The following is a 25147-nucleotide window of genomic DNA, read 5'->3' as shown; positions in this document are numbered from 1 at the left end:
CCATTCCATCTGGGCTGCCGTCCCCATCCCACAGTCACGCGCTATGATCCGGAGCTTACGGCGATGAACAAGGATCAGGCTCAAAACGGAGTCTTTGAGACTGACCCCAAACCTCCAAGGGGGCACTGAAACACCCCGGTCGCCCCCTAAATATCCCGACCTCAAGTTTGCTCAATCGTTTTATGGTGTTTATAATTTAGTGGAATGCCTGCAATCCGCCTCGCCCTGCCAGCCTCCCTTCGTGCTTTGTTCGCACGCGGGGCCGGGTCGGCCATGGTCTCGGGCTTCCTGGTGGTGGCAGTGCTCACGATGGTGGGCAAGATCGTCGCCTTTGCCAAGGACGCCCTCATTGCCAACAAGCTGGGCACGGCGAGTGAACTGGACGCCTTCATGCTCGTCTTTGGCTTTTACACCTTCGTCGGCTCTGTCCTGGGTGGCGGCATCCCTGAATCCTTCGTTCCCGCCTACGCCGAGCTGCGCGAGCACCGTGGCCTGCGCCGCGCCTACCGCCTCGGGCTTCAGAGCGTCGCGTCGCATTTCGCTGCATTGCTGCTCTGCGGTGGCCTGCTGGTTCTGGCCGCTCCGTGGGTGGTTGCATGGGCGACAAAAGGCTTTGATCCAGCCAAGCAGGCGCTCTCCGTCAGCCTGTTGCGCAGCCTGCTGCCCTTCCTGCTCTGCTTTGGCCTGGCCCAGCACCTCGGCGCATGGCTGCGTGCAGGGAAGACCTTTTTGCTGGCAGCCTCCTCCCCCATGCTCGTGCCCCTCGGTATCGTCACCGCCCTGCTGATCGCTGGAAAACAGGTCAGTGCCTGGACGCTGGTGCACGGCACGGTCTGGGGCGCTGTGGCGCATCTCGCGGTGCTGCTGGTGGCAGTCATGCGCCGCCTGCCGCGCAGGCTGAGCTGGTGGCGCTGCACCCTGCGCCATCGGGAGCCGGGGCTGCGCGTGGTGCTGCAAAATGCCATGCCTTTCCTCATCGGCGGCGTTGCCTTTGGCAGTGCGGTGGTGGTGGATCAAACGATGGCCGCCTGGCTCACCGCAGGCTCCGTGGCCGTGCTGGGTTATTCGGACAAAGTCTGCGCCATTGTGCTCGCCGTCACCGCCGGCCCCGCCTCGGACGTGCTCTTCCCGCACTTCGCCGAACTCGTCGCCCGGCGTGACTGGAATGGGCTGCGCCGGCGTCTTTTCACCAGCGCTGGAATCATCGTCAGCGCGGCGCTGCCCATGACGGTGGTGCTGTGCGTCTTTGCCCCCTGGATCGTCAGCCTGCTGTTTCAGCGCGGTGCCTTCGGCCCGCAGGACACCCAGCGCGTGGCGGAGGTGCTGCGCTATGCGTCTTTTCAGATCCCCTTTTACGTTCTCGGCACCGTGGCGGCGCGCGTCGTCATATCGCTGCAGGCCTCGCGCTACATGCTCACCGTCGCCTTCAGCGCACTGTTTCTCAATGCCTCGCTCAACTGGCTTTTGATGAGCCGCCTGGGCGCTGCGGGCATCGCGCTTTCCACCTCCATCGTGCATGCCGTGTGCGCTTTTGCCACCTGCGCCACCTGCCTTCTCGTCATCCGCCGAAAGGAGGCCGCATGAGCTCCGCCACGCAGCCCGCTCTATCGCCAGCCTTCATGCTGGCCGCCGCCAGACGCCGCGAGCGCTTGGCACGGCTGCTCATCATCGCCGCTCTGGCCCTGCTCGTGCCCGCCATGACCAAGGCCCTCTACTGGGCGGACGGTGCAGGGGTCATCCCCTTCAAGCCGCGCGACTACACCCTGCTCACGCTGGCGGGCGCCGGAGTGATGTCGCTGCTCAACAGGCCCAGCATCTGCCCGCCTGCTTTTTTGATGCTCATCGTGCCTCTGCTGCGGGTGCTCGACGCCGCATTTCTTCAGCGCTTCACCATCACCGCCCTGGGCGACCACAGCGTTGTGGTCATGTCCCTGCTCTCGAACTTCCTCGTCACCTTCACCACCGTGCTGCTGCTTTCCACGGAGCCCTGGCGTCGCGTCGCCATGTGGGCCGCCGTTTGCACCGCCGTACTCTCCGCAGGCTGCGTGTATTACGAGTGGCTGGGCTTCCGCTCCTTTACCCGTATCCCCGGCCGCATGGCCGGCTTTCCGGATGATCCCAATGATCCTCCCATCATCATCACGCTGATGCTCTCGGTCATCTTCACGCTGAACCCGCGCTTCTGGTGGAATGTCGCACTCATCGCGTTTGTAGGACCCGCCATCGCCCTCACCCTCAGCCGCAGCGGCATGGCGGTCTTTTCCTGTCTGCTGCTCTGCTACGTGCTGGGCAACCTGCGCCAGCACTTCATGGGCATGCTGCTCGTCGCTGCTGTCAGCATCCCCCTCGCCATCGGCGGCGTCGCCATCCTGGCCCAGACCTCCACCAAGGTCGGCCTCATGACCAACAAGGACACCACGGACCGCCTCCAGGCCATCTATGAGCTGGACTTTGAGCGCATCAAATCTCCCGAACGCGGCAAAGACCTGCAGGACGGCTGGGAGGCTGTGGGCAAGAGGCCGCTCTGGGGCCACGGCACCGGCGCCGGCACCAGCATCTGGAAGCCCCACAACCAGGTCGTCTCTCTCTGGATCGACATTGGCATTCCCGGCGTGCTGCTCTACCTCAGCGGCCTCCTTCTGCTGACCTTCCGCTGCTTCACGCTCAGGCTGCGCGGCTTTTACTGCCTGGTGCCCCTGTGGCTCTTCATTCCTTGCAGCCAGATCATCGTCGAATCTCCCCACTACTGGTTTGCCGCCGCCGTCTGCAGCAATCTCGTTTTCACAGGTCGCTTCCGCCTCGTGCTCAAGCCCCCCGCCAAACCTCAGGCCTCCCCGCACGCCCCGCTGCCACAGCCATGAAAATCGCCTTCATCATCCGTGATCTCGGCCACGGCGGCGCTCAGCGCCAGCTCGTGCTGCTCGCGGGTGGGCTGGTGCAGCAGGGTCACGAGGTCAGCGTGCTTCACTTCTACGGCGGCCCTTTCCGTGATGAACTCGAATCCGTAGGCGCACGCACCGTCTGCATCGGCAAACGCAGCCGCTGGGATCTCGCAGGCTTCTTCATCCGCCTCGTAAAAGCAGCACGCAGCATCCGCCCCGCTGTGCTGCATGGCTATCTCGCCGAGTCCAATCTGATGGCGCTGTTTCTGAAGCCACTCTGCGGTTTTCCCCGCGTCGTCTGGGGCGTGCGCGACTCCCAGACCGACGCTCATCTCTGGGGCGTGCTCGGCAGGCTCAGCTTCCGCCTCAACTGCCTCCTCGCCCGCTTTGCTGACGTCATCATCTGCAACTCCCAGGCCGGGCGCGACTACTACGCCGCACGCGGCTACCCGCCGAAAAAGATGCACGTCGTCCCCAACGGCATCGATACGGAGAAGTTCCAGCCCCGGCCTCACACGCCATCAGCAGTCTCCACCTTCGGCCTCGTAGGCCGCATGAACCCGATGAAGGACATCGCCACCTTCCTGCGCGCGGCGGCCCTCGTTCCTCACGCGCAGTTCCTCATCATCGGCTCTGGAGATGCCGCCTATGAGCAGCAGATGCGCAGCCTCGCCACCAGCCTTGGTCTGGACGACCGCCTTACCTGGATGCCCGCACAGAAGGACATGCCTACCGTGTATGCGAAGTTTGACTGCCTCGTAAACTCCAGCGCCTTTGGTGAAGGCTTCTCTAATGTCATCGGCGAGGCCATGGCCTGCGGCGTCCCCTGCATCGCCAGCGACGTCGGCGACAGCGCCTGGATCATCGGCGACAAATCCCGCATCTTCCCCGTGGGCGATCACGCCGCCCTCGCGCAGTGCATGCGTTCCTTCACGCCGCACGATCCCCGCCCGCGCATCGTGGAGGAATTCAGCGTCGCCAAACTCATCGAGCGCACCAGCCGCCTGCTCGCCAAAAAAGTTCTCTGGCTCACCACCGGCCTCGGCAGCGGCGGTGCTGAGATGATGCTCGCCCAGCTCATCCGTGGGCTGCCGCATTTTCAGCACAGCGTCATTTCCCTCACCGCTGGCGGCAAGCACGCCACCGCTTTACACGAGGGCGGCTATGAGGTCCACAGCCTCGACATGCCCGCAGGCAAACCCACACTCGCCTCCCTCTGGCGCCTCTTCCGCATCGTTCGCGAAACCAAAGCCGACGTCCTCATGGGCTGGATGTACCACGGCTGCTTTGCCGCCGTGCTCGCGCGCTTCATGCGTTTCAAAAGCGTGCCCGTCATCTGGAACGTTCGCCAAAGTCTCTACGACCTCAAGCACGAGAAGCGCGGCTCCGCACTCGTCATCCGCGCCCTTGCTTCGCTCTCCAGGCTGCCTGCGCGCATCACTTACAACACGCAGACCGGCGCACGCCAGCACGAGTCCCTGGGCTACCGCGCCTCCAAGACTCAGCTCATTCCTAATGGCTTCGATCTCGCCAAATGGCTGCCGGGCACGCCCACCCCCGGACGCATCGGCCGCTTTGGACGCAATGCACCCATGAAGGACTACGCCACCTTCATCGCCGCTGCTAAAATCGTCGCCGAGAAAAAAACCGGCACCGAATTTATCATCGTCGGCGCTGGCACCGAGGAGCTTCAGGTCCCTGCGTGCATCCAGATCCTCGGCGAGCGCCACGATCTCCCCGAACTCACCGCCTCTCTTAACATCGCCGTCTCCTCCTCCGCGTTTGGCGAAGGCTTCCCCAATGTCGTCGGCGAGGCCATGGCCTGCTCCGTCCCCGTCGTAGCCACCGACATCGGCGACACCCGCTGGGTCATGGGCGATACCGGACGCATGGTCCCGCCGGGCGATCCTGCAGCTCTCGCCCAGGCCTGCATCGAAGTGCTTGAATCTGGTATTCTTCACGATCCCGACTCCCGCGCGCGCATCGCCGAGCATTTCTCCATCGAGAGCGTGCTGCAGAAATTCGCCGCCTTGCTCGACTCACCTCATGCGGTCTTGCCTGCACTCGAGCCGAGTCTCACGCCCACTCTCGCCTCTCCCCTTCCCCATTCCTGACCCATGTGCGGCATCGCTGGCTTCTTCTCCCCTTCCGGTTCGTGCCCATCGCACGAGATGAACGCCATCGTCACCGCCATGACGGATGCCATCATCCTGCGCGGTCCCGACGACTCCGGCGCCTGGGTGGACTCCTCCAGCGGCATCGCACTCGGCCATCGCCGCCTTTCCATTCTCGATCTCTCCCCTTTGGGCCATCAGCCCATGACCAGCGCCGATGGCCGCTTCATCATCGTCTTCAATGGCGAGATCTACAACTTCCAGGACCTCCGCGCCGAACTCGAACCCCTCGGCCACACCTGGCGCGGCCACTCAGACACCGAGATCATGCTCGCCGCCTTCCGCCAGTGGGGCGTCGTCGCAGCCACCCAGCGCTTCAACGGCATGTTTGCCTACGCCGTCTGGGACAAGCAGGAGCGCACCCTCCACCTCGCCCGCGACCGCATGGGTGAAAAGCCGCTCTACTACGGCTGGATCGGCGCGACCTTCGTCTTCGCCTCCGAGCTCAAGGCCCTGCGTCGCTTCCCCGGCTTCAATGCCGCCATAGATCGCGAAGCCCTCACCTCGCTGCTGCGCTTCAATTACATTCCCGATCCCCTCTGCATCTACCAGGGCTTTAAAAAGCTCCCCCCTGCCTCGATGCTCATCCTCAAGTCGCCCTCCGAGCATCCGCAGCCCGGCTACTACTGGAGCCTGCCTCACGCCGTAGAGCGCGGCCTCGACAATCCCTTCAAAGGTACCGAAGCCGAGGCCATCGACACCTTCGAGTCCATGCTCAAAAAAGCCGTCGGCATGCGCATGGTCTCCGATGTACCGCTTGGAGCCTTCCTCAGCGGAGGCATCGACTCCTCGCTCATTGTGGCAATGATGCAGAAGCAAAGCTCACGCCCCGTTCGCACCTTCACCATCGGCTTCCACGAAAAGCAGTACAACGAAGCCGAAATCGCCAAGAGCGTTGCCCAGCACCTCGGCACCGAGCACACCGAAATGTACGTCACTGGCGAGGATGCGCTCAATGTCATCCCCCAGCTCCCCGCGCTCTACGACGAACCCTTCGCCGACTACTCGCAGATCCCCACCCACCTCGTCTGCAAGATGGCCCGCCAGCATGTCACCGTCGCCCTCAGTGGCGATGCCGGAGACGAACTCTTCGGCGGCTACGAACGCTACGCCATGGGCCGCAGCCTCTGGAACAAATTCGCCTGGATGCCCACTCCGCTGAAGAAGCTGACCGCCGCCGCACTCACCGCAGTCCCACCCGGTCCGCTCAACACCCTCGGCTCCAAAATTCTCCCCAAGAGCAAGCGCCACATCCCCGTCGGCGACAAGCTGCACAAGCTCGCAGAAGTCGTCGCAGCTCCAGGCATGGAGTCGCTCTATCTCACGATTATGTCTTACTGGAAAAAGCCCACGGACATCGTCATCGACGGCAAAGATCCCGTTACCGCCATCAGCAACACCAAGGCATGGCCTCGCGTCAGCGACTTCACCCATCGCATGATGTACCTCGACATGGAGACCTACCTCCCCGGAGACATACTCGTCAAAGTGGACCGCGCCGCCATGGGCGTCAGTCTGGAAGGTCGCATCCCCCTCCTCGACACCGACCTCATCGAGTTCGCCTGGCGCATTCCGTATTCGATGAAAGTCCGCGACGGCAAAGGCAAATGGCTCATGCGCGAAACCCTCTACCGCCATGTGCCCAAGGCCCTCATCGACCGCCCCAAGCAGGGCTTCGGCATCCCGCTGGAAATCTGGCTCCGCGGCCCCCTGCGCGAATGGGCCGAAGACCTCCTCTCCGAATCCCGCCTCCAACGCGAAGGCTTCTTCCACCCCGCCCCCATCCGCCAGAAATGGCAGGAACACCTCAGCGGCACCCGCAACTGGCACTTCTACCTCTGGGATATCCTCATGTTCCAGTCCTGGCTCCAGGCCCAAAAGGAGCGCGGACTTTAGTCCGCAGCAGGTCGCTTGCCGCAGCGCAAGTTAACTCACTTAGAAGCTTGCAAACACACTGGTCTCTGTGCCGCGCAGGTGAAAGCCCATGGGCAGTTCGACAAGCGTCGTTCGCGCATTCCTCACGTAAACCTCCTCAACCTCTCCCGCACCCACCTCATCGACGGCCTCTCGATGCACACCGAAATCACCCACGCCAGCATCACCATCGACACCGTCGTCATCCCCAGCCTCAGCCACGCCGACTGCGTCACCACTCCCAGCGAATTCAGCAGCACCAGCCCGATGTTCTGATGAATCAAATACAGCGGGTACGAGATCGCCCCCAGAAACACCAGCGGCCGCGCATTTAAAAAAGGCAGCCATCCCGTCGTGGCCAGATGCAGCAGCAGCGCAAAGCACACCACCAGCGGGAAATGCAGCGCAAAGGCTGCCTTCCACCATGCCAGCGCCCCGCACACCAGCAGCACCAGTGTGTGTCCCGCGCTCCACGCACGCCGCCGGTGCGCATCATACAAAATCATCCCCACCCCAAAGAGGTGGATGCAGTCCAGGCTCGTCACCGCCTTGATCTTTCCCGTCAGCCGATACAACTGCGACTCCGGCTGCCCATGCGTCAGCACCCAGTGCGCCCCCGCAGCCGCAGCCAGCCACACCAGCAGCACCGGCACCGTGAGCTTCTTGAACGCCCCCAGTTGATGCAGCACGAGCATCGCCGCGTAAAAAAGCAGCTCAAACTCCAGCGACCAGTACACCCCATCGATCATCTGCGCCCGCACAAACCGCGGCAGCAGCGGAATGTTCCAGAGCGCATCCCGCATGCTCACCTCCATCCCCGGCAGACCGTATCGTGAAGTCACCACCAGCGTGATCAGCGCACACGCCCAAAACGTGGGATACAGCCTTGAAAAGCGTCCCACCACAAAGCTCGCCGCAGACTTGGCGCGATCCAGCGTCATGAAGATCACAAAACCGCTGATCATGAAAAACAGATCCACCCCCATGCCACCATACGGAAATCCAAACGGCGGATCATACAGATGAAAGCTCCAGTTCTTCGCGATCCCGCTGGTAAAATGAAACAGCAGCACCGCCATCGCCGCAATGCCGCGCAGAGCGTCCAGTTCAGCAATTCTTAAAGTGGGATTGATCGACTTCATGGCAGGGCGGATGGCAGCTTCAGCACAGGAGTGAGTTCACGGGTCAGCACCACATACCCGGCCTTGGACAGATGCAGATGATCCTTCTGGTAGAGCTGCAGCCGTTGGTTCCCATCAGCCTCCAGAAAAGCCGTCGAGAAATCATGAAACTCCACCTTCTGGTTGCCGTGCAGCTTTTGAATCCTCGCATTGATCTCCCCAATCCAGGTTCGGATGGGCGATGCCGCCTCATACACCGGCAGCAGCCCCAGCAGCACGATGCGCGCCCCCGGCTGCAGCGCATGAATCCGCCCCACAATCGTCTCGATGCCACGCGCCGTGTCCGCCGCGCTGAAATGCCGCCAGTAGTTGTTGATGCCGATCATGAGCACCACCGTCTCCGGCGCAGGCCCGTTCAGAATCCCCTGCTCCAGCCGCCACAGCACATGCTGCGGCCCTTCCCCGCCGACACCAAAATTCACCGCCTTTGCCGGAGCCATTCGCGACTCCCACAGCCCCTTGTCCCAGCTCTCCGTCAGCGAGTCCCCGATGAAAACAATCTTAGCCTGCGCTTCCTTCATCCTCTCCGCTTGCTCCTTCACCACCCCGGCCCAGTACGCCGTCTCATCCCGCTTCGCAGCCTCCCACGGCACCTCCGCCGCCTGAGCCCATGAAAGCATCAAAACAGCCAGCCAAGAAAGGCCGCAAATGGGGCGGAGCAGTAGCATGCAGACAGAAAGCTAAGCGCCCGCTCTCGCGAGATCAAGTCACGCGGAAACAGCCTGCTCATATTCCCTCACCACCGCCCCAAAGCACGCCCTCTGGCTAAACCTCTCCTCCGCCACCTGCCGATGATTGGACGGCCGCTTATTCCCACAATCCTGCACCCATTCCCCAATCACCCGCGCAAAGCCATCCGCGTCCTCCTTCCCCGCCGACCAACAATGCGACAGCCCCATGTCCAGAAAATCATTGTTCCCCGGTGCCTGGCTCAGGATCACCGGCAGGTCACACGCCAGCGCCTCCAGCACCGCAAACGACAGCCCCTCATACCGCGAGGTCAGGATCATCCCATCCAGCGCCTGATAAAACGACAGCGGCTCCGAAAGATAACTCTGCCGAACAATGCGACCGCGAATCCCCAGCTCATCCGCCAGCGCCGCACACTCCGCCGCCAGTTCACCATCCCCCAGATGATAAAGCCACAGATCCGCCCGCCTCTGGCAAGCCTTCGCAAAGGCACGATACAGCGTCAGCGGATCCTTCTGAAACGCCAGCCTCCCCACCGAGCCCAGCAGCACCGCACCCGCAGGCACACCCAGCCTGTCACGGATCTCCCTCCGCCGGGCCTCTGTTGCAGGTTGAAAGCGCGCGCAGTCCACCGGATTTGCAATCACCCGCAGTCTCCGCTGTGGAATCCCCAGCCTCTCCCTCGCAAAGGCCAGCTCACCCGCAGAAAGATTGATCGAGGTGCCCACACGTCCCAGCACTGTTTCGATGGCGTTGAAAAACCGCGCCTTCATACCGCCCTTGCCAGACAGTCCGTAGTAGGCATGCGGCGTGTAAAAAATCGGCTTCCGCACTCCCAGCAGCACCAGCGCACGCGTCAGCGCCCCCGCCTTGGAGCTGTGCGCATGGATCACCTCCGGTTTCGCATCCTTCACCAGCTTCCGCAGCCGCAAAAGAGCGCCCACATCACCCGGCCCCGGCGCATTGCTCACAGCCAGATTGGTCGTCTTTCCTCCAGCCTCAGTCACCCTCTCCACCAGCCGGTTCAGCCGGTCAGAGCCCCGCACATCCGAATACGCCAGATGCACCACATGCCCCTGCTCCAGCAGATACGAAGCCAGCGCCTCGACGTGCCGAAACACGCCATCCACTCCGGGCTCGGTGACTAGAAGGATTCTCATCAGGAAACCATACCCTACCACAATACCGCCAGGAAACGAAAGGCCGGATGCACCCGTCCCATCACTTTACCACCTTACTCAGCATCCTCTTCCACCGCCTTGCCGCCGTAGATGATACCTCGCTTGGTCGAGGCCACAAAGTCCGTGAAAATAGCCGCCTCCGGCGTCAGCTCCCCGGCTCGCAGTTCCTCCACCGCCTGGGCGTTGTTCAGCCCGCTGCGGTACACCTTGCGGAAGGCATTCCGCAGCGCGCGGATCTGCTCGCGGGTAAAGCCGGCACGCTGCAGTCCCACGATGTTCAGGCCCCGTGCACGCGCCGGATTGCCGTCTGCCGTGCAGTAGGGTGGGATGTCCTGCACCACCTTCGCACAGCCGCCGATGATCGCACGCGTGCCGATCCGGCAAAACTGATGCACCGCCGTCAGCCCGCCGATGATCACATGATCCTCCACCACCACATGGCCCGCCAGGGTCCCGTTGTTGGAAAAGATCACATGATTCCCCACCACACAGTCATGCGCGATGTGCACGTAGGAGAGGAAATTATTGTGGCTGCCGATGATCGTCTTGTCCCCGGCAGAGGTCGCACGGTGCACCGAGCAAAATTCGCGAAAGGTGTTGTTATCCCCCACCTCCAGCCACGTGGGCTCGGCCTGGTACTTCAGGTCCTGCGTCTGCTGCCCGATCGAGCCGTAGGCGTAAAATTTGTTGTTCTTCCCGATCTTCGACGGCCCCATCACCGTCACATGGTGCTGCAGCCAGCAGCCGTCTCCCAGTTCCACATCCGCTCCGATGATGCAATAGGGGCCGATGTGCACGTCCGCACCGATCGTGGCGGTCGGGTCAATGATGGCGGTCGGGTGAATCGAGGATGGCATGCTCGGTCTGTCTCTGTTAGCGGTCCACCACGCTGAACATCAGCTCGGCCTCGGAAACCACCTGGCCGTTCACACTACAGCGGCCGATGCCGCTGGCGATGCTGCGCTTCGTTTTGAGGATTTCGGTCTCAATGATCAGCGTGTCTCCAGGCAGCACGGGCCTGCGCCACTTCACGTTGTGGGCGCTCATGAAGTAGCCGATCTTGCCTTGGTTGCCCGGCATGCGCAGCAGCACGATGCTCGCCACCTGCGCCATGGCCTCCAGCTGCAGCACCCCCGGCATGATCGGGTGGCCGGGGAAGTGCCCCTGGAAGAACGGCTCGTTGATCGTCACATTCTTCATGCCCGTGCACTTGGATTCGCCCTCAAAGCCGATGATCCGGTCCACCAGCAGGAAGGGGTAGCGGTGCGGCAGGATGTTCATCACCTCGTTGATGTCCAGCACCGCCTCGCCTGTCGGGATGTTCACCGTCGCAGGCACCATGCTGCGCATCTGGTTGTATTGCGCCACGATGGCACGGGCCAGCTCCGTGTTCGGCCCATGCCCCGGACGCACGGCGATCACATGCCCCAGGATGCGCTTCCCGGACAGCATCAGGTCTCCCACGATGTCCAGGATCTTGTGCCTCACAAACTCATCCGCAAACCGCAGCGGCTGCTTGGACAGCAGCGTCTCCCCTCGGATCACCACCGCTGCCTCCAGCGTCCCGCCCTTGATCAGCCCCTTCTCCATCAGGGGCGCGATGTCCTCATAGTACACAAAGGTGCGTGCCGCCGCGATTTCCTTCTCGTAGGTCTCCGGGGTGATCTCCGTGCTGAAATACTGCGTGAAGCGCCCTTCCGGCCCCACATTCGTGCATGAGATGCGGAACTTCTTGTCCGGCACGATGGTCAGGATCGTCCCGCCACGCGTCTCCTGGTAGATGGGCTCGCGCACTTCGAAATACTTCCGCGCCTCATTCTGCTCCTGCAGTCCGGCGGACTTGATCAGCTCCACAAACGGCATGGCGCTGCCATCCGCGATCGGCGGCTCATTCGCGTCCATCTCGATGATCGCATTGTCCACCCCCATGCCGGCCAGAGCCGAGATCACATGCTCCACCGTGTGCACGTTCACCCCGCCCTCGGCGATGGTCGTGGCACGCTCCACTTTCTGCACCTTCTCCACCAGCGCCGGGATGAAGGGCTTGTCCTCCAGGTCGATGCGGCGGAACTTGAACCCGAAGTTCTCAGGTGCCGGCTGGAGGGTGAGGGTGACTTGTTCGCCGGTATGCAGCGAGGTGCCCGTCATCGAGACGGACTTGGCGAGTGTATGCTGACGGTCAGAGGCGGCCATAGGCGGGAGCGCCCTCGTTAGCGTTGCGCCCCCGCAGGGTCAAAGGGAAATGCATCCCCCCTCCCGCCCATCCTTTACCCCCCGTCCAGCCGCTATTTCCTCCCGATGCACCACAGGTGCTTGTATCCACGGATGAAAAGCCGCCCGTCGCTCACCGCGATGGAGCCAATGATTTTCTCCCCCAGCGAGTTCGTCGCCAGCAGCTCAAACTTCGGGCTCGCCTTGAAGACAAAGCAGTCCCCGATCTGATTGGCCGCATAGCACTTGCCATCCGCGCTCAGCACCAGGGACGACCAGTTGTTCCCCTTCAGCCTCTCCTGAAACACCATCGCCCCCGTCTTCAGGTCCCGGCATTCGGCGATCCCCCCGTCGCTCAGGATGTAGTGGTAGCCGTCATGCACCACCCCGCTGCCGATCCGCTGGCTCACCTTCGGCAGATGCCACACGCGGTGGCTCTCCGTCACATCCCCGCTCCCGCCCGCCTTCACCGCCAGCGCCGCGCCATTGTAGCCGCTCATCGCTATCATCACCCCATCCGCATACAGAGGAGAGTTATAGACCAGATTCGTCAGCCCGCCGCAGGTCCACAGTTCCTTGCCCGACTGCGGGTCAAAGGCGCACGCCCTCGTGGGGTAACCCATCATGAGCTCTTCATGCCCGCCCACCTTGCGCAGCAGCGGGTCTCCCCAGGAGCCCAGCCACTTCTTCGCCTCCCCTTCGCCCGAGGCCCCGCCCGGCTCCTTGTGCTGCCACAGGGTCTTACCGGTTTTCTTGTCAAAGCAGTGCAGCACCGTGTTTTCGCCGGGCCCAAAGTTCAAAAACACACGATCCCCCGCAAGCACCGGGGACGTCCCGTTGCCCCAGATGTGGTGCTGCTTGCCCAGGTCTGTTCGCTTCCACAGCTCCTTGCCGTTCATGTCGTAGCAAAACACCCCTGCCGAAGCAAAGAACACCACTACCCTTTCCCCGTCCGTCGCCGGAGACGCCGAGCAGTATGGATTGGTCCCATGCGTCAGCTCCGGCTCCCGGTAGATCGTTCCCGCCTCCCACATCTGCCTGCCCGTCTTTTTGTCAAAGCACAGCAGCAGCCTCTTCCCCTCCTTTTCGATGGCCTGCGTCACGAAAACTTTGTCCCCCCACACCACCGGCGTCGAATTCCCCCGCTCCGGCAGCTCCACCTTCCACACCACATTCTCCGTCTGGCTCCACTTTTCCGGCAGCCCCGCCTCCGCGCAGGTGCCGTCTCCATTGGCGCCTCGCCACATCGGCCAGTTCTCGGCATGCAGGGAGACAAAAGAGCCTAGGGCAAAAATCAGCGGTAGCGTGTGTTTCATGGCTGGAGACTTCATACGTGTTCTGCGGGCCCTTCATGTCATTTCCCGGCACTCGGCGGCCACTGGCTGCCATCTTTGAGGGTAAACCGTGTTACAGGCTGACTGGGATTAAAATTGCCGCCCGTCAGCGCGGCAGCAGTCGCAGCGCCAGGAGGCGCTACCTTCCCGCCTTCGGCGAGTTGCTTCTCATGCTTTCGCAAAAATGCCCGCCATGCATCACGGATCGCAAACCGCTGCTCACGCGTGAAATTGCTGTTTCCGCCACCACTACCCACCACTTCCATCTGGATGGTGCCAATCATCAAGGCCCGAACAGCTTCATACATCCGGTCCTGGTCAGGGATCACGCCGGCCCAGGCTTCCCACAGTTCCAACCCGCCACCACAGGCCAGCGCCGCATTGTGGGCCGCATTTTGCAGGAAGTCTTCATGCTCAAGCTCGATGATCTGCGCCAGCGGCCGGCAAAACTCTGCCCGTTTTGAAGCACCGGCGACCTCGCACGCAATCCGCTGTACTCTCCAGTCCTGATCGTCAAGCGCATGGTACACAGCTTTGGCGGCGTCATCGCTCAACGGCTGTGGAATGGCCTGCAAGGCGCAGACTTTCAGCGTAGGCGACGAACCGTACTCTACCCAGGACAGCATGCCAGCCTTCCAATCCTCACCCTTTGGTTTCGGCACCTCCTTGTCGGCAAGCTGCCTCAGCCACGCCACCTGATGCGCCATATGTCCATTGCCATTTTCCAGTCTCCATCCTCGTTTGCGCATGCCATCCAGAACTCCTAGCAACACACCTAACGGCATAGGAGGATCCAGCGTGTTCGCCTTCGGCCCCGCACACAGTTCATGCCTGACGCTCAGCACCTGCTGCAAGACCTCCAGCACCTGCGTGGCATTTTCAGGCTGCGCCCGTGACTGCAGGAGCAGCCCTGCGCACTGCACCACAGCGTCGGACTTGTGCCACAGCAGCTTCAGCACAGCCTTCAGCAGCGGCTGCTCAAACCTCACCTCCCAGGAAGCAGGCAGCAGCGGCTCGATCTGATAGGGCGAACCCCAGTAAAATCGCTCCACAGGTTTGCCGCCATCTTCAAGAGACGGCAGCCGCCGCAAAAGCTGCTGACAGCTCGTTTCCACCACATCAGCAGACGCATGCCCCAGCAGTTCCAGCAGCGCCTCCGTGGCCTCCGGCGTCGCAATATGGCCGATGCCCTTCACCGCCGCCTTGGAGCCCGCACGTGCATGCCTCACTAGCACACGCAGGTACACAGGGTGCCGCAGCACAGAGAGCGTTTTCTCCAGCTCCCACTGACTGCGTAGCGCCTCCGGGTTATCCCCAGGCGGCGGCTGGCGCGCATAGACAGCCTCCACATATGCCTCCGCCTCCCTCTCGCTCGGCAGCACCACTTGCACACTCTTCTTCGCCTCCGGATGCGGCACCACCGGATCCACCTTCCAGCCAAGATCATGCCCCGCCGTCACCGTATAAATGCCCGGCATTTTAAAGCTGACGTAGCAGTCCAGCGGAAACTCCACCTCATCACTGGCTCCTGGAGCGATGCTGCGTGGTGCGGAGATGCCCCCGCCACCAAAGCCATACGCCTCCCTCGACAGTTCAGGCAGCATCTTCCCTTCGGTATCATGCACTCGCACCTTCATCCGCTGCGGATAGCCGGTGGTGCGGTAATCCCCGCCCGGGGTGATCTCAAAAGGCTTCCCCCCCTCATTGCGCACCACCAGTGCCGCCGGCATCTCCTGTCCTATGACCACAGTCTCCGGCATGCGCAGCGTGAGCTTCACCCCCGCCGGCACCGGCTCTTTGGCCGGCCAGTGCTCCTCCAGCGGCAGTGCCTGCTCGGCAAACAGAGGCACGGCAAGACAAAGCCACGACAGCAAGGGGGGCATTTTCATGATTACCCTCATCATAGCCGGACTGCCGGGCTGGCTGTCAATGCCGCAGCACACGTCCGGCTGCTGGCATTTTCAAAACCGAAAATGCCGCAGCCAGCCGATGTAAGTTTGAATTAGTCTTCCCCACCCGCAGCCAGCTGCGCGATGACGTTGATGTCCTCCAGCGTCGTCGTGTCGCCCTTGATCAGCTCGCCCGCGGCGATCTGCTTCAGAAGGCGGCGCATGATCTTGCCGGAGCGCGTCTTCGGCAGCGCCGCAGCAAAGCGTACCTCGTCCGGAGTCGCCACCGGGCCGATCACCTTGCGCACGTGCTTCTTCAGCTCTTCAGCTAGTTCGCGGCTGGACTTCACACCTTCCTTCACCGTCACAAAGCACACGACGCCCTGGCCCTTCATCTCATCCGGACGGCCCACCACCGCGGCCTCGGCCACGGCTCCATGGGAAACCAGCGCGCTCTCCACTTCGGCGGTGCCGAGGCGGTGGCCCGCCACGTTGAGCACGTCGTCGATACGGCCGATGATCCAGAAGTTGCCCTGCTTGTCGCGGCGCGCTCCGTCGCCGGCAAAGTACCAGCCCTTAAACTCGCTCCAGTAAGCATCCTGGTAGCGCTTCTTGTCGCCCCAGATGCCACGCAGCATGGACGGCCACGGCTTGCGGATCACCAGCTTGCCCTGCTCATTGACTCCGACTTCCTTGCCGAGGTCATCCACGATAGCCGCATCCACGCCAAAGAACGGCAGCGTCGCCGTTCCCGGCGTCGTCGGTGTCGCGCCAGGCAGCGGCGTGATCATGTGCCCCCCCGTTTCAGTCTGCCACCAGGTATCGACGATCGGGCATTTGCCGCCGCCCACCTTCGTATGGTACCACATCCAGGCTTCAGGATTGATCGGCTCACCCACCGTACCCAGCAGACGCAGGCTGCTCAGGTCATGCTTCTTCAGCCACTCGTCGCCCCACTTCATGAAAGCGCGGATCGCCGTCGGCGCCGTGTAAAACACAGTCACCGCATACTCTTCGATGATCTTCCAGAAGCGGTCGTTCTCAGGCCAGTTCGGCGCACCTTCAAACATCAGCGAGGTCGCACCCAGCGCCAGCGGTCCATACACCATGTAGGTGTGGCCCGTCACCCAGCCGATGTCCGCCGTGCACCAGTACACATCGTCATCACGCAGGTCGAAGACGTATTTGCAGGTCATCTGCGCATGCAGCAGGTAGCCGCCCGTCGTGTGCAGGATGCCCTTCGGCTTGCCAGTGCTGCCGCTGGTATACAGGATGAACATCGGCGACTCCGAATCCATCGCCACCGGGGCGCAGCGGGAGTCCACGTATTCCAGCTCACGGTGCCACCACACGTCGCGGCCCTCTTCGATGTGAATATCCTGGCCGGTGCGCTTGTACACGATCACGGTCTCCACCGGCGTGTCTTTGGCCTTGAGCGCATCGTCCACGTTCTTCTTCAGGGGCACCACCGCACCGCGGCGGTAGCCACCGTCAGCAGTGATCACGATCTTCGCCCCGCAGTCCATCACGCGGTCCTTGATCGACTCCGCGCTGAATCCGCCAAAGATCACGCTGTGCATCGCGCCGATGCGTGTGCAGGCCAGCATGGCCACGGCAGCCTCGGGGATCATCGGCATGTAAATGATGACACGGTCGCCTTTCTTCACCTTGTGGCGCTTCAGCACGTTCGCAAAGCGGCAGACTTCACGGTGCAGCTGCTGGTAGGTCAGCACACGCTTCTCTCCAGGCTCACCTTCCCAGATCAGTGCGGCTTTGGTCTTGCGCGGCCCTTCGAGGTGGCGGTCCAGGCAGTTTTCGCTGATGTTCAGCTTGCCGCCGGTGAACCACTTGGCATTCGGGCACTTCCAGTCGAGCACCTTGGTGAAAGGCTTGGTCCAGAGCAGTTCCTTGGCTTCACGGCCAAAAAACTTCTCAGGCTGCTTGATCGACTCCTCATGCATCTTCTTGTACTGCGCCATCGAGCTGATGCGGGCCTTCTTGGAAAATTCGGCACTGGGCTTGAAGACCCGGTTTTCAGTCAGCAGGGGTTTCGAGGTGCTGCTGGCCTTGGCGGCGGGTTTGGCAGCTTTTTTGGGGGAGGATTTGGCGGCGGCTTTCTTGCTCATGGCGGGTTGGTGTCAGCGATTGGAAGACGCAGAGTAGAAACCGGAGCCGCCCGCGTGCAAGGTGAAGCTGCATCCGCGCGATTCTGAAGGTGAACTTCGCCTTGCCACAGCCGCCCCAAGCCCTAGGGTAGATCCCACATTTGTCATGATTCCCCTGCGCATCAGCCTGTTTGCCCTCATTTTTACCTGCTCGAGTGTTTTCGCCCAGCGCTACACCAACAGCATTGCCGCCGTTGTCGATGGCGTTCCCATCGCCTCTTCTGAAGTCGAGGAGACCATCAAGGCACAGGAGCAGGTGATCCAGTTCACCTACAGAAACGACCCTGATCGCATCAAAAAGGAAATCGCCATCCTGCGCCAGGGCGCCATCGAGACGCTCATTGACCGTGAAATTCTGCTCGCCGAGTTCCGCAAGATCGGCGGCGTCATCAAGCCGCAGTATGTGGATGACGACATCAACGGCATCATCAGAGAAAGTTTCAAAGGGAACCGCGATGCCTTTGTGGATGAACTGACCCGCAGCGGCATGACCGTGAAAAAGTTCCGCGAACTGCGGGAAAAGATGGTCATCATGAACGTCATGCGCGCACGCAATGCCGGAGATCACCCTCCCGCCACCCCCCGCGAAGTGCAGGACTACTACGACAAAAACGTGGATAAATGGCGCGAGGGCGATCAGATCAAGATCTCCACCATCACCATCCCCAAGTTCACCGGCGAGCCCGGCTCCACCCCGGAAAAGCAGCAAAAATTCGCCCAGGAGCTGCGCACCCGAATCCTTCAGGGCACCGACTTTGCCAAAGTGGCCAAAGCAAATTCACAAGACAGCCATGCCGAAAACGGCGGTGCTTGGGACTGGATGTCCAAGACCGACCTGATGCCCGCCATCGCCGACGCGGCCATGTCGCTCAAAACCGGCGGCGTCAGCCCGGTTCTCGACCTCGAATCCAACTTCATCATCGTCTCCTGCGACGCGAAGAAGCTCGGCGCCGCCCCGGACATTGAAAAGCTGCGCCCGGAGATCGAAAAAATGATCAACCAGGAAAAATCCAAGGCGAACATCGACAAGTGGATGGAAAATGTGCGCAAGAAGCACGTCATCAAGCGCTACCAGACCTCCCGCGCCCAGCTGCCCCCCACTCCTTCAGCACCATGATCCAGATCGTTTTCAATGACATCAGCGCCTCAGAGCTCTCCCACCTGCCCACCCAGGTGCAGTTTCATCTCCTGGAGGCCCTGAACATTCAGCCCGCTGACATCGACGAGACCATCCTCTCCAAGCGCTACGGCGTCCTCGAACGCGGCAGCAAAAAGCTCTACCGCTGCCGCGCGGGCGACCACCGCATCTATTTCGCCATCGTCGATGGCAACGTCAGCGTGCACCGCGTGCTTCACAAGAACACCCTCACAGACTTCCTTTTCCGCAGCAATCTGCCCGGCGGCGGGGAAGACGAGGCCCTCAGCCAGTCCAAAAGCTTCTGGCACCTCATCGACGAAGGCGCCAAGACCTTGAAAGTCGCGTGAGACAGCCCGGGTGACGAATGCGTAATGATGAAGACGGTTTTTCGTCGCGTCGCGCCCTGACCGTTCGTTATTTCAGCCATGCTCACGCTCGACGCCCTCTTGTCTGATGAAACCCTGCGCCAGCAGGAGTTTCCTGTCATCAAAGACAGCCTCTTCCTGGCCCACGCCGGCGTCACCATCCTGCCACGGCGCGTCACCCGCACCATGCAGGACTATCTGGAGCAGTGCAGCCTGCGCATGCAGGAGTACCCAGAGGCCTGGCGCGCCGTGAATGAGACCCGCGTCGTCGCCGCCCGCCTCATCGGGGCCAAAGCCAGCGAGATCGCCCTCATCGGCCCCACCTCCGTCGGCCTCAGCCTCGTCGCCAATGGCCTGCCCTGGCAGCCAGGAGACGAAGTCGTCTGCTATCTCGACGACTACCCCGCCAACGTCTATCCTTGGACAGACCTGGAGCGCCACGGCGTCGTCCTCAAGCTCCTCAAACCCTCCGCCCCCGGAGAGATCACCCCCGAGCTCGTCGAGGCCGCACTCACCCCCAAAACCAAACTCGTCGCCCTCGCCTCCTGCCACTTCCAGAGCGGCTACCGCATCGAGATCGACCGCATCGGCCGCATGCTGCGCCAGCGCGGCGTCCTCTTCTGCCTCGATGCCATCCAGACCGTCGGCGCCTTTGAGACCCTTGTCGATCACGTCGACTTCCTCTCCGCCGACTCCCACAAATGGATGCTCGGCCCCATGAGCGCCGGCATCTTCTACGTGCGCGAGGAGCTTCAGGACATGCTGCGCCCCAGCCTCCTCGGCTCCTGGAACGTGCGCAGCCCCAACTTCATCGCTCAGGAAGAAATCGCCTTCGAGCGCGGCGGCCGCCGTTACGAACCCGGCGCCCTCAATATCTCCGGCATCCTCGGCATGAAAGCCGGCATCGACCTCATTCTCGAATTCGGCATCCCCGCCATCAGCGCCCAGCTCCTCAAGCTCAAAGCCCGCCTGCATGACGGATTGCAGCCCCTCGGCTTCACCTTCCTCGGCCCAGACCCGCACAACAGCGTCAACGCCTCCTGCATCACCACCGTGCAGCACCCCACACGCTCCTTGGAGGACATCTCCAAGCACCTCGCCGCGCACAACATCATCCCCTCCCTCCGCCACAACCGCGCCGGCCAGCCCCTCATCCGCTTCAGCCCCCACTTCTACAACACCGAAGCCGAAATGGACCGCGTCGCCCAGGTGATCGCAGACGCGGCGTAAAAACGCGCTTCAAAAGCAAGCTGGATTCGCATGAAATTTCATGCTTTATTGCTGTCATGTTCCAGCTAGAAGACATCCATCCGCTCAGCGATTTTCAGCGCAATGCCAAGAGCCACCTGAACCGGGTGAACAAAACCGGACGCCCCGAGGTTTTGACGGTCAACGGCCGTGCAGAGGCCGTGCTGCTCGGCCGCAAAGCTTACGAGCAGATGCAAGATGCGATGGAGGAACTCGCTGCGATCAAATCCATTCAAACAAGCCTCGGTCAGATGGCAGCAGGGAAAACCATATCCGCCAAAACCGTTCATGAGCGGCTGCGGAGCTTATGAGCTTTAAAATCGAGTACACGCCGCAGGCACAAGGCGAACTGGTGGATGTATATCTTTGGATCAAAGCGCGGGCCCCTCTGACTGCCGCCCGATGGCGGGATGATTTGATCGCCAAAGTAGAGTCGCTGTCATCCAACCCATCACAGCATCGCCTTGCTCCCGAGAGCTGCAGATTTCCAGTCGAAATTCGCCAGCTGCTTTTTCGCAAACGTCACGGCCAGTTCCGCATCCTTTTCACCATCGCTGAGAATCACGTCGTCATTCTCTCCGTGCGCCACCACTCACGAAAGCCTTTGGAAGAGGGAGACCTGCCGGTTTGAGCCAGTGATTCATCCAGCTATGACGGAAAGTCACGCTGGATGCTCCACAATCAACCGCAGCGACAGTTCCCATCCTACCGCCTCACAGTCGCCGGCAGCGTCTTCTCCAGCGCCGAAAGGATCGCCGCATGCGCCGCATCCACCTCGGCCGTCTCCAGCGTCTTGTCAGCAGAGCGGTACGTCAGCGTCCACGCGATCGACTTGCGGTCCTTCGCAATCTTCGCCCCTGACGGATCCATGAACACGTCAAAGACTTCCGCCCCCACGAAGAGCGGATGCTTCTGGCTCGCAAAGAACGCCGCCACCTTCGCATTCGGCAGGTCGGCGGGCACTTCCATCGCCACGTCGCGTGTCATGCTGGGGAAGCGCGGCAGCTCCTCAAACTTCGCCGGCCCCGTGCTGCCCTGGCGCAGCGCGCTCAAGAGCAGCTCCGCCACATACACCGGATGCCGCGCATCGATCGCACGCGCACGTGCCGGATGCAGTTGCGCGATCCAGCCCAGCACGCGGTTCCCCGCACGCAGCTCGCTTGTCAGCAGATAGTTCGCGCTGTTCTCCTTTGCAGGGCGCACCTCGATCGGCGTGCGCGTCAGGTTCTGGATCTGCCCCACCAGCTCATGCACATCCGCAGCCTGCGGCTCACGTCCATGCCAGCTCGTCGGAGACACAGGACCGCTGATCAGCACCGCCAGACGCTCCTCCTCACGGCTGCCACCCTTCGGCAGCGCCAGGAAGACACGACCAATCTCAAAGAACCGCAGGCGATGCAGCCCCTGCCGGATGTTCAGCGCCGCAGTCGCCACCAGCCCCGGCACAATGCTCGGGCGCAGTGTCGTGTGGTCTTCGCTCAGCGGGTTCTTCACCGCCACGCCCTGCCCACCACCCAGCGAGTCAGCCAGCTGCGCTTCAGAGACCAGACGCAGCGTCTGCGCCTCGTAAAAGCCACGGCTCGCCAGCGTCTGGCGCAGCCCCATCGCAAAGTCATACGTGCGGTCCGCCGCCTCCACCGGAGACGCCACTGCCACCTGCCGTGAAGGCACACGATCTAGCCCGATCACGCGTGCCAGCTCCTCCACCAGATCCACCGGACGCAGCAGGTCCAGGCGATAGCTCGGGATGCCCCAGCGGCTCTCATGCTTGTTCGCAGCCTTCTTCGTCAGCCCCAGTTTTTCCAGAATCGCATGCATCTCATCGCCGCTCATGTCCGGCGTTCCCAGCAGCTTGCGGGCGCGCTCTTCATCCAGCGTCACCTCACCCACCAGCGCGGGTGCTTCACCAGCCACCTGCACCACATCTTCAGCCGTGCCTCCGGCGATGGAGAGAATCAGCTTCGTCGCCAGCTCAGATCCACCCAGCACCTGCTGCGGGTCCATGCCACGCTCAAAGCGGTAGCTGCTGTCGCTGCTCAGGCCAAGACGGCGCGAGGTGCGGCGGATGCCGCTGGGCGCGAAATACGCCGCTTCCAGCAGCACGTTCACGGTGGCTTCCGTCACTCCGGTCTCTTCACCACCCATCACACCCGCCACGGCCACAGGCCGCTTGCTGTCGGCGATCACCAGATCATCCGCCTGCAGCGTGTAGCTCTGCCCGTCCAGCGCCAGGATCTTCTCACCCTCGTCCGCCAGGCGCACCACGATGCCGCCGCTCAGCTTGTCCAGATCAAAGCAGTGCAGAGACTGCCCCATCTCCATCATCACATAGTTCGTGATGTCCACGATGCTGTTGATCGGCCGCAGCCCGATGCTCTCCAGCCGCACACGCAGCCACTCCGGGCTCGGCCCCACCTTCACGCCCTTGATCAGGCGCGCGGTGTACAGCGGGCACGCTTCAGCCGCCTTGATCAAGATCTGCCCCTCAGCCGCCTTCTTCGTCTTCGTGCTCGCATTCCCATGATGGCGCTCGCCCTTCAGAGGCAGTCCGGTCAGCGCCGCCAGTTCACGCGCCAGCCCCAGATGGCTCAGCAGGTCCGGACGGTTCGGCGTGATCTCCAGATCAAAGAGCACATCCGCAGGATGGATCTTGTTGAAGGGAGTGCCCACCACCGCGTCCGCGCTCATGATCAGCAGCCCGCTGTGGTCTTCACCCAGGCCCAGCTCCTTGCCGCTGCACATCATGCCCATGGAGTCCACACCGCGCAGCTTGCCTTCCTTGATCGCAAATCCACCTGGCAGCACCGCACCCGGCAGCGCCAGCGGCACCTTGTCACCTTCCTTGAAATTCTTCGCACCGCACACGATCTGCCGCGCCGTGCCGCTGCCGTCGTCCACCTGGCACACGCTCAGCTTGTCCGCGTTCGGGTGCTGCACAAAGGACTGGATCTGCGCCACCACGACTTTGTCAGTGGACACACCACGCTCTTCGATGCCTTCCACCTCCACACCCGCGAAGGTGAGAAGATCCGAAAGCTGAGGGACAGTGTAGGAGCTCAGGTCAATGTGGTTGCTGAGCCAGGAGAGGGAAACTTGCATGACAGACGTAAGGGCAAAAGGGTCGTTGAATGAATCAGGAAAACCGCGTCAAAATTAAGCGGCGAACTGCTGCAGGAAGCGCACGTCATTCTCAATGAGATGACGAATGTCAGTGATGCCATGCATGATCATGGCCAGTCGGTCCAGGCCCAGGCCAAACGCAAAGCCCGTGGTCGTTTCCGGGTCAAAAAGATTGTCGCCACGCGCCTTGTTGATCTCGGCAAACACCGCCGGGTCAACCATCCCACAGCCCGCGATTTCAATCCAGCGCGCATCCTTGCCCTTCGCTTCCAGCTTCACATCGATCTCAAAGCTCGGCTCCGTGAACGGGAAGAAGTGTGGGCGGAAACGCACCGCCGTTCCTGCCCCAAAAATTTCGCGGAAGAAATACTCCAGCGTGCCTTTCAAATCCCCCAGGCTCACGTCCTGACTGACATACAAACCCTCAAGCTGGTTGAACACGCTCAGGTGCGTCGCATCGATCTCATCACGGCGATAGGCCGAGCCTGGCGCGATGATACGAATAGGCAGCGTCTTCGCCGCTTCCATCGTGCGGATCTGCACGCTCGAGGTATGCGTGCGCAGCAGGCGTCCGTCAGGCAGGTAAAAGGTGTCCTTCTCATTGCGCGCCGGATGGTCGGCAGGAGTGTTCAGCGCATCAAAGCAGTGCCACTCAGTTTCGATCTCAGGCCCCTCTGCCAGCGCAAAGCCCATGCGGCGCAACGTGCGGATCGCCAGGTCACGGATCTGTGTCAGCGGATGCAATGCGCCCAAACCAGCGCCCGGACGCCCCGGCAGCGTGATGTCGATCCCCTCCACCGCCTTCGCATCCTGCGCAGCCTGCAGCGCCAGCTTCTTCGCGTCGATGCCTTCGGTGATCGCCGTGCGCACTTCGTTCAGCTTCGCGCCCACTTCTTTCTTCTGCTCCACCGGCACGTCCTTCATGCCCTGGCTCAGGGCCGTCACGCTGCCCTTCTTGCCCAGAAAGTTCACACGCACCGCTTCCAGCGCGGGTTCATCCTGCGCTGCATCCAGCGCGGCTAGGGCTTCAGTTTTCAGGGAGTCGAGTTGGGAGAGCATGGCTTGTCAGAAAAAGGGGTGGAGTCGGAAAAAGCAAACAGCCGGGACGCATTGCATCCCGGCTGTGGTGAAAGGTTGGTTGAACCTGTGATTTACGCGGCGGGAGCTGCGGCGGCTTTCTTTTCCAGCGCGGCCTTGGCCTGCTGAACAAGGGCCTCAATGGCGGCGATGTCCTTGACGGCGAGATCGGCCAGGACCTTGCGGTCCAGCTCGATGCCGGCAAACTTCAGGCCTTCCATAAATCGGGAATAGCTCAGGCCGAGGGGGCGTGTGGCTGCGTTGATGCGCTGCACCCACAGGTTGCGGAAGCTGCGCTTCTTGGCCTTGCGGTCGCGGGTTGCGTAGGTTTCGGCCTTGCGCACGGCGTCCTTCGCATAACGGAAATGCGTGGAACGGAAGCCGCGGTAGCCTTTGGCTTTGGCCAGCACGCGCTTACGGCGCTTCCGGCTGGCGGGGGAGTTGGTGGCTCTTGACATGTATCTGGGTCTATGATCAGGCTGTTGTTTGGGTAGCGATGGCTTGCCTCACCTGGTCGAAGGCTTCACGGGTGAAGCCAGGCAATTTCATCGTGGTCTCAAATGAGAGAGACCGTGGGC

The 25147-nt window shown here is 61.9% G+C and carries 20 protein-coding genes; 9 read left to right on the top strand and 11 right to left on the bottom strand.

The features are described from left to right. Positions 1-204: 204 nt before the first annotated feature. From murJ to asnB, 4 genes are read left to right on the top strand one after another with little or no spacing between them, the layout of a single operon-like run. Positions 205-1584, top strand: coding sequence for a murein biosynthesis integral membrane protein MurJ (gene murJ, locus ACFQDI_RS06695; protein WP_377164722.1), 1380 nt, complete (start codon positions 205-207; stop codon positions 1582-1584). Beyond that, the gene (locus tag ACFQDI_RS06690; protein WP_377164720.1) at positions 1581-2861 is read left to right on the top strand and encodes an O-antigen ligase family protein; all 1281 of its coding nucleotides are present in this window, start codon (positions 1581-1583) and stop codon (positions 2859-2861) included. Before murJ ends, ACFQDI_RS06690 begins: the two co-directional genes overlap by 4 nt. Then, a complete protein-coding gene (locus tag ACFQDI_RS06685) occupies positions 2858-4996 on the top strand; it encodes a glycosyltransferase (protein WP_377164718.1) in 2139 nt (712 codons plus the stop codon). Before ACFQDI_RS06690 ends, ACFQDI_RS06685 begins: the two co-directional genes overlap by 4 nt. Before the next feature lie 3 nt (positions 4997-4999). Continuing rightward, a complete protein-coding gene (gene asnB / locus ACFQDI_RS06680) occupies positions 5000-6952 on the top strand; it encodes an asparagine synthase (glutamine-hydrolyzing) (protein WP_377164717.1) in 1953 nt (650 codons plus the stop codon). Positions 6953-7074: 122 nt separating this feature from the next. On the opposite strand, the gene ACFQDI_RS06675 is transcribed toward asnB, so the two are convergent. From ACFQDI_RS06675 to acs, 8 genes are all read right to left on the bottom strand, one after another. After that, a complete protein-coding gene (locus ACFQDI_RS06675) occupies positions 7075-8112 on the bottom strand; it encodes an acyltransferase family protein (protein ID WP_377164716.1) in 1038 nt (345 codons plus the stop codon). Beyond that, positions 8109-8819 carry a GDSL-type esterase/lipase family protein gene (locus tag ACFQDI_RS06670; protein WP_377164714.1) on the bottom strand — a complete coding sequence of 237 codons (711 nt, stop codon included), beginning with the start codon at positions 8817-8819 and terminating at the stop codon, positions 8109-8111. Before ACFQDI_RS06670 ends, ACFQDI_RS06675 begins: the two co-directional genes overlap by 4 nt. A gap of 39 nt (positions 8820-8858) precedes the next feature. Continuing rightward, on the bottom strand, positions 8859-10001 hold the full coding sequence (locus ACFQDI_RS06665) for a glycosyltransferase (protein WP_377164712.1): 1143 nt from the start codon (positions 9999-10001) through the stop codon (positions 8859-8861). Positions 10002-10075: 74 nt separating this feature from the next. Continuing rightward, positions 10076-10879, bottom strand: coding sequence for an acyl-ACP--UDP-N-acetylglucosamine O-acyltransferase (gene lpxA, locus ACFQDI_RS06660; RefSeq protein ID WP_377164710.1), 804 nt, complete (start codon positions 10877-10879; stop codon positions 10076-10078). Between the two features lie 16 nt (positions 10880-10895). Continuing rightward, positions 10896-12215, bottom strand: a complete 1320-nt coding sequence (locus ACFQDI_RS06655; RefSeq protein ID WP_377164708.1) for a bifunctional UDP-3-O-[3-hydroxymyristoyl] N-acetylglucosamine deacetylase/3-hydroxyacyl-ACP dehydratase — start codon at positions 12213-12215, stop codon at positions 10896-10898. Positions 12216-12307: 92 nt separating this feature from the next. Further along, positions 12308-13549 (bottom strand): PQQ-binding-like beta-propeller repeat protein, encoded by a 1242-nt coding sequence (locus tag ACFQDI_RS06650; protein ID WP_377164706.1) that lies wholly within the window; start codon positions 13547-13549, stop codon positions 12308-12310. Between the two features lie 38 nt (positions 13550-13587). Then, positions 13588-15456, bottom strand: a complete 1869-nt coding sequence (locus ACFQDI_RS06645; RefSeq protein WP_377164704.1) for a HEAT repeat domain-containing protein — start codon at positions 15454-15456, stop codon at positions 13588-13590. Between the two features lie 113 nt (positions 15457-15569). Beyond that, on the bottom strand, positions 15570-17582 hold the full coding sequence (acs, locus tag ACFQDI_RS06640; protein ID WP_377164702.1) for an acetate--CoA ligase: 2013 nt from the start codon (positions 17580-17582) through the stop codon (positions 15570-15572). Positions 17583-17727: 145 nt separating this feature from the next. Between acs and ACFQDI_RS06635 the strand changes: the two genes are divergently transcribed. From ACFQDI_RS06635 to ACFQDI_RS06615, 5 genes are all read left to right on the top strand, one after another. Then, positions 17728-18738, top strand: a complete 1011-nt coding sequence (locus tag ACFQDI_RS06635; RefSeq protein WP_377164700.1) for a peptidylprolyl isomerase — start codon at positions 17728-17730, stop codon at positions 18736-18738. Next, entirely contained in the window at positions 18735-19106 is a 372-nt protein-coding gene (locus ACFQDI_RS06630; protein ID WP_377164698.1) for a type II toxin-antitoxin system RelE family toxin, read from the top strand. Before ACFQDI_RS06635 ends, ACFQDI_RS06630 begins: the two co-directional genes overlap by 4 nt. Before the next feature lie 78 nt (positions 19107-19184). Next, positions 19185-20354, top strand: a complete 1170-nt coding sequence (locus tag ACFQDI_RS06625) for an aminotransferase class V-fold PLP-dependent enzyme (protein ID WP_377164696.1) — start codon at positions 19185-19187, stop codon at positions 20352-20354. Positions 20355-20410: 56 nt separating this feature from the next. After that, on the top strand, positions 20411-20683 hold the full coding sequence (locus tag ACFQDI_RS06620; RefSeq protein WP_377164694.1) for a type II toxin-antitoxin system Phd/YefM family antitoxin: 273 nt from the start codon (positions 20411-20413) through the stop codon (positions 20681-20683). Beyond that, entirely contained in the window at positions 20680-21003 is a 324-nt protein-coding gene (locus ACFQDI_RS06615; protein ID WP_377164692.1) for a type II toxin-antitoxin system RelE/ParE family toxin, read from the top strand. The genes ACFQDI_RS06620 and ACFQDI_RS06615 overlap by 4 nt, the downstream gene beginning before the upstream one ends. A gap of 74 nt (positions 21004-21077) precedes the next feature. Here ACFQDI_RS06615 and pheT read toward each other — a convergent pair whose 3' ends face one another. The 3 genes from pheT to rplT form a co-directional block, all read right to left on the bottom strand. Next, complete coding sequence (gene pheT / locus ACFQDI_RS06610; protein ID WP_377164690.1) at positions 21078-23471, bottom strand: phenylalanine--tRNA ligase subunit beta; 2394 nt, start codon at positions 23469-23471, stop codon at positions 21078-21080. Between the two features lie 54 nt (positions 23472-23525). Beyond that, positions 23526-24551, bottom strand: a complete 1026-nt coding sequence (gene pheS, locus ACFQDI_RS06605; RefSeq protein WP_377164688.1) for a phenylalanine--tRNA ligase subunit alpha — start codon at positions 24549-24551, stop codon at positions 23526-23528. 92 nt (positions 24552-24643) lie between these two features. Beyond that, on the bottom strand, positions 24644-25027 hold the full coding sequence (rplT, locus tag ACFQDI_RS06600) for a 50S ribosomal protein L20 (protein WP_377164686.1): 384 nt from the start codon (positions 25025-25027) through the stop codon (positions 24644-24646). Positions 25028-25147 lie beyond the last annotated feature (120 nt).

Origin of the sequence: Prosthecobacter fluviatilis (assembly GCF_042655725.1) — a bacterium.
GTDB lineage: Bacteria > Verrucomicrobiota > Verrucomicrobiia > Verrucomicrobiales > Verrucomicrobiaceae > Prosthecobacter > Prosthecobacter fluviatilis.
This window is presented reverse-complemented; position numbering and strand designations above follow the sequence as displayed.

Bases quoted from the DNA above. Each gene is read 5' to 3' on its own strand.
- murJ (WP_377164722.1), top strand. From the start codon at position 205: ATGCCTGCAATCCGCCTCGCCCTGCCAGCCTCCCTTCGTGCTTTGTTC.
- ACFQDI_RS06690 (WP_377164720.1), top strand. From the start codon at position 1,581: ATGAGCTCCGCCACGCAGCCCGCTCTATCGCCAGCCTTCATGCTGGCC.
- ACFQDI_RS06685 (WP_377164718.1), top strand. From the start codon at position 2,858: ATGAAAATCGCCTTCATCATCCGTGATCTCGGCCACGGCGGCGCTCAG.
- asnB (WP_377164717.1), top strand. From the start codon at position 5,000: ATGTGCGGCATCGCTGGCTTCTTCTCCCCTTCCGGTTCGTGCCCATCG.
- ACFQDI_RS06675 (WP_377164716.1), bottom strand. From the start codon at position 8,112: ATGAAGTCGATCAATCCCACTTTAAGAATTGCTGAACTGGACGCTCTG.
- ACFQDI_RS06670 (WP_377164714.1), bottom strand. From the start codon at position 8,819: ATGCTACTGCTCCGCCCCATTTGCGGCCTTTCTTGGCTGGCTGTTTTG.
- ACFQDI_RS06665 (WP_377164712.1), bottom strand. From the start codon at position 10,001: ATGAGAATCCTTCTAGTCACCGAGCCCGGAGTGGATGGCGTGTTTCGG.
- lpxA (WP_377164710.1), bottom strand. From the start codon at position 10,879: ATGCCATCCTCGATTCACCCGACCGCCATCATTGACCCGACCGCCACG.
- ACFQDI_RS06655 (WP_377164708.1), bottom strand. From the start codon at position 12,215: ATGGCCGCCTCTGACCGTCAGCATACACTCGCCAAGTCCGTCTCGATG.
- ACFQDI_RS06650 (WP_377164706.1), bottom strand. From the start codon at position 13,549: ATGAAACACACGCTACCGCTGATTTTTGCCCTAGGCTCTTTTGTCTCC.
- ACFQDI_RS06645 (WP_377164704.1), bottom strand. From the start codon at position 15,456: ATGAAAATGCCCCCCTTGCTGTCGTGGCTTTGTCTTGCCGTGCCTCTG.
- acs (WP_377164702.1), bottom strand. From the start codon at position 17,582: ATGAGCAAGAAAGCCGCCGCCAAATCCTCCCCCAAAAAAGCTGCCAAA.
- ACFQDI_RS06635 (WP_377164700.1), top strand. From the start codon at position 17,728: ATGATTCCCCTGCGCATCAGCCTGTTTGCCCTCATTTTTACCTGCTCG.
- ACFQDI_RS06630 (WP_377164698.1), top strand. From the start codon at position 18,735: ATGATCCAGATCGTTTTCAATGACATCAGCGCCTCAGAGCTCTCCCAC.
- ACFQDI_RS06625 (WP_377164696.1), top strand. From the start codon at position 19,185: ATGCTCACGCTCGACGCCCTCTTGTCTGATGAAACCCTGCGCCAGCAG.
- ACFQDI_RS06620 (WP_377164694.1), top strand. From the start codon at position 20,411: ATGTTCCAGCTAGAAGACATCCATCCGCTCAGCGATTTTCAGCGCAAT.
- ACFQDI_RS06615 (WP_377164692.1), top strand. From the start codon at position 20,680: ATGAGCTTTAAAATCGAGTACACGCCGCAGGCACAAGGCGAACTGGTG.
- pheT (WP_377164690.1), bottom strand. From the start codon at position 23,471: ATGCAAGTTTCCCTCTCCTGGCTCAGCAACCACATTGACCTGAGCTCC.
- pheS (WP_377164688.1), bottom strand. From the start codon at position 24,551: ATGCTCTCCCAACTCGACTCCCTGAAAACTGAAGCCCTAGCCGCGCTG.
- rplT (WP_377164686.1), bottom strand. From the start codon at position 25,027: ATGTCAAGAGCCACCAACTCCCCCGCCAGCCGGAAGCGCCGTAAGCGC.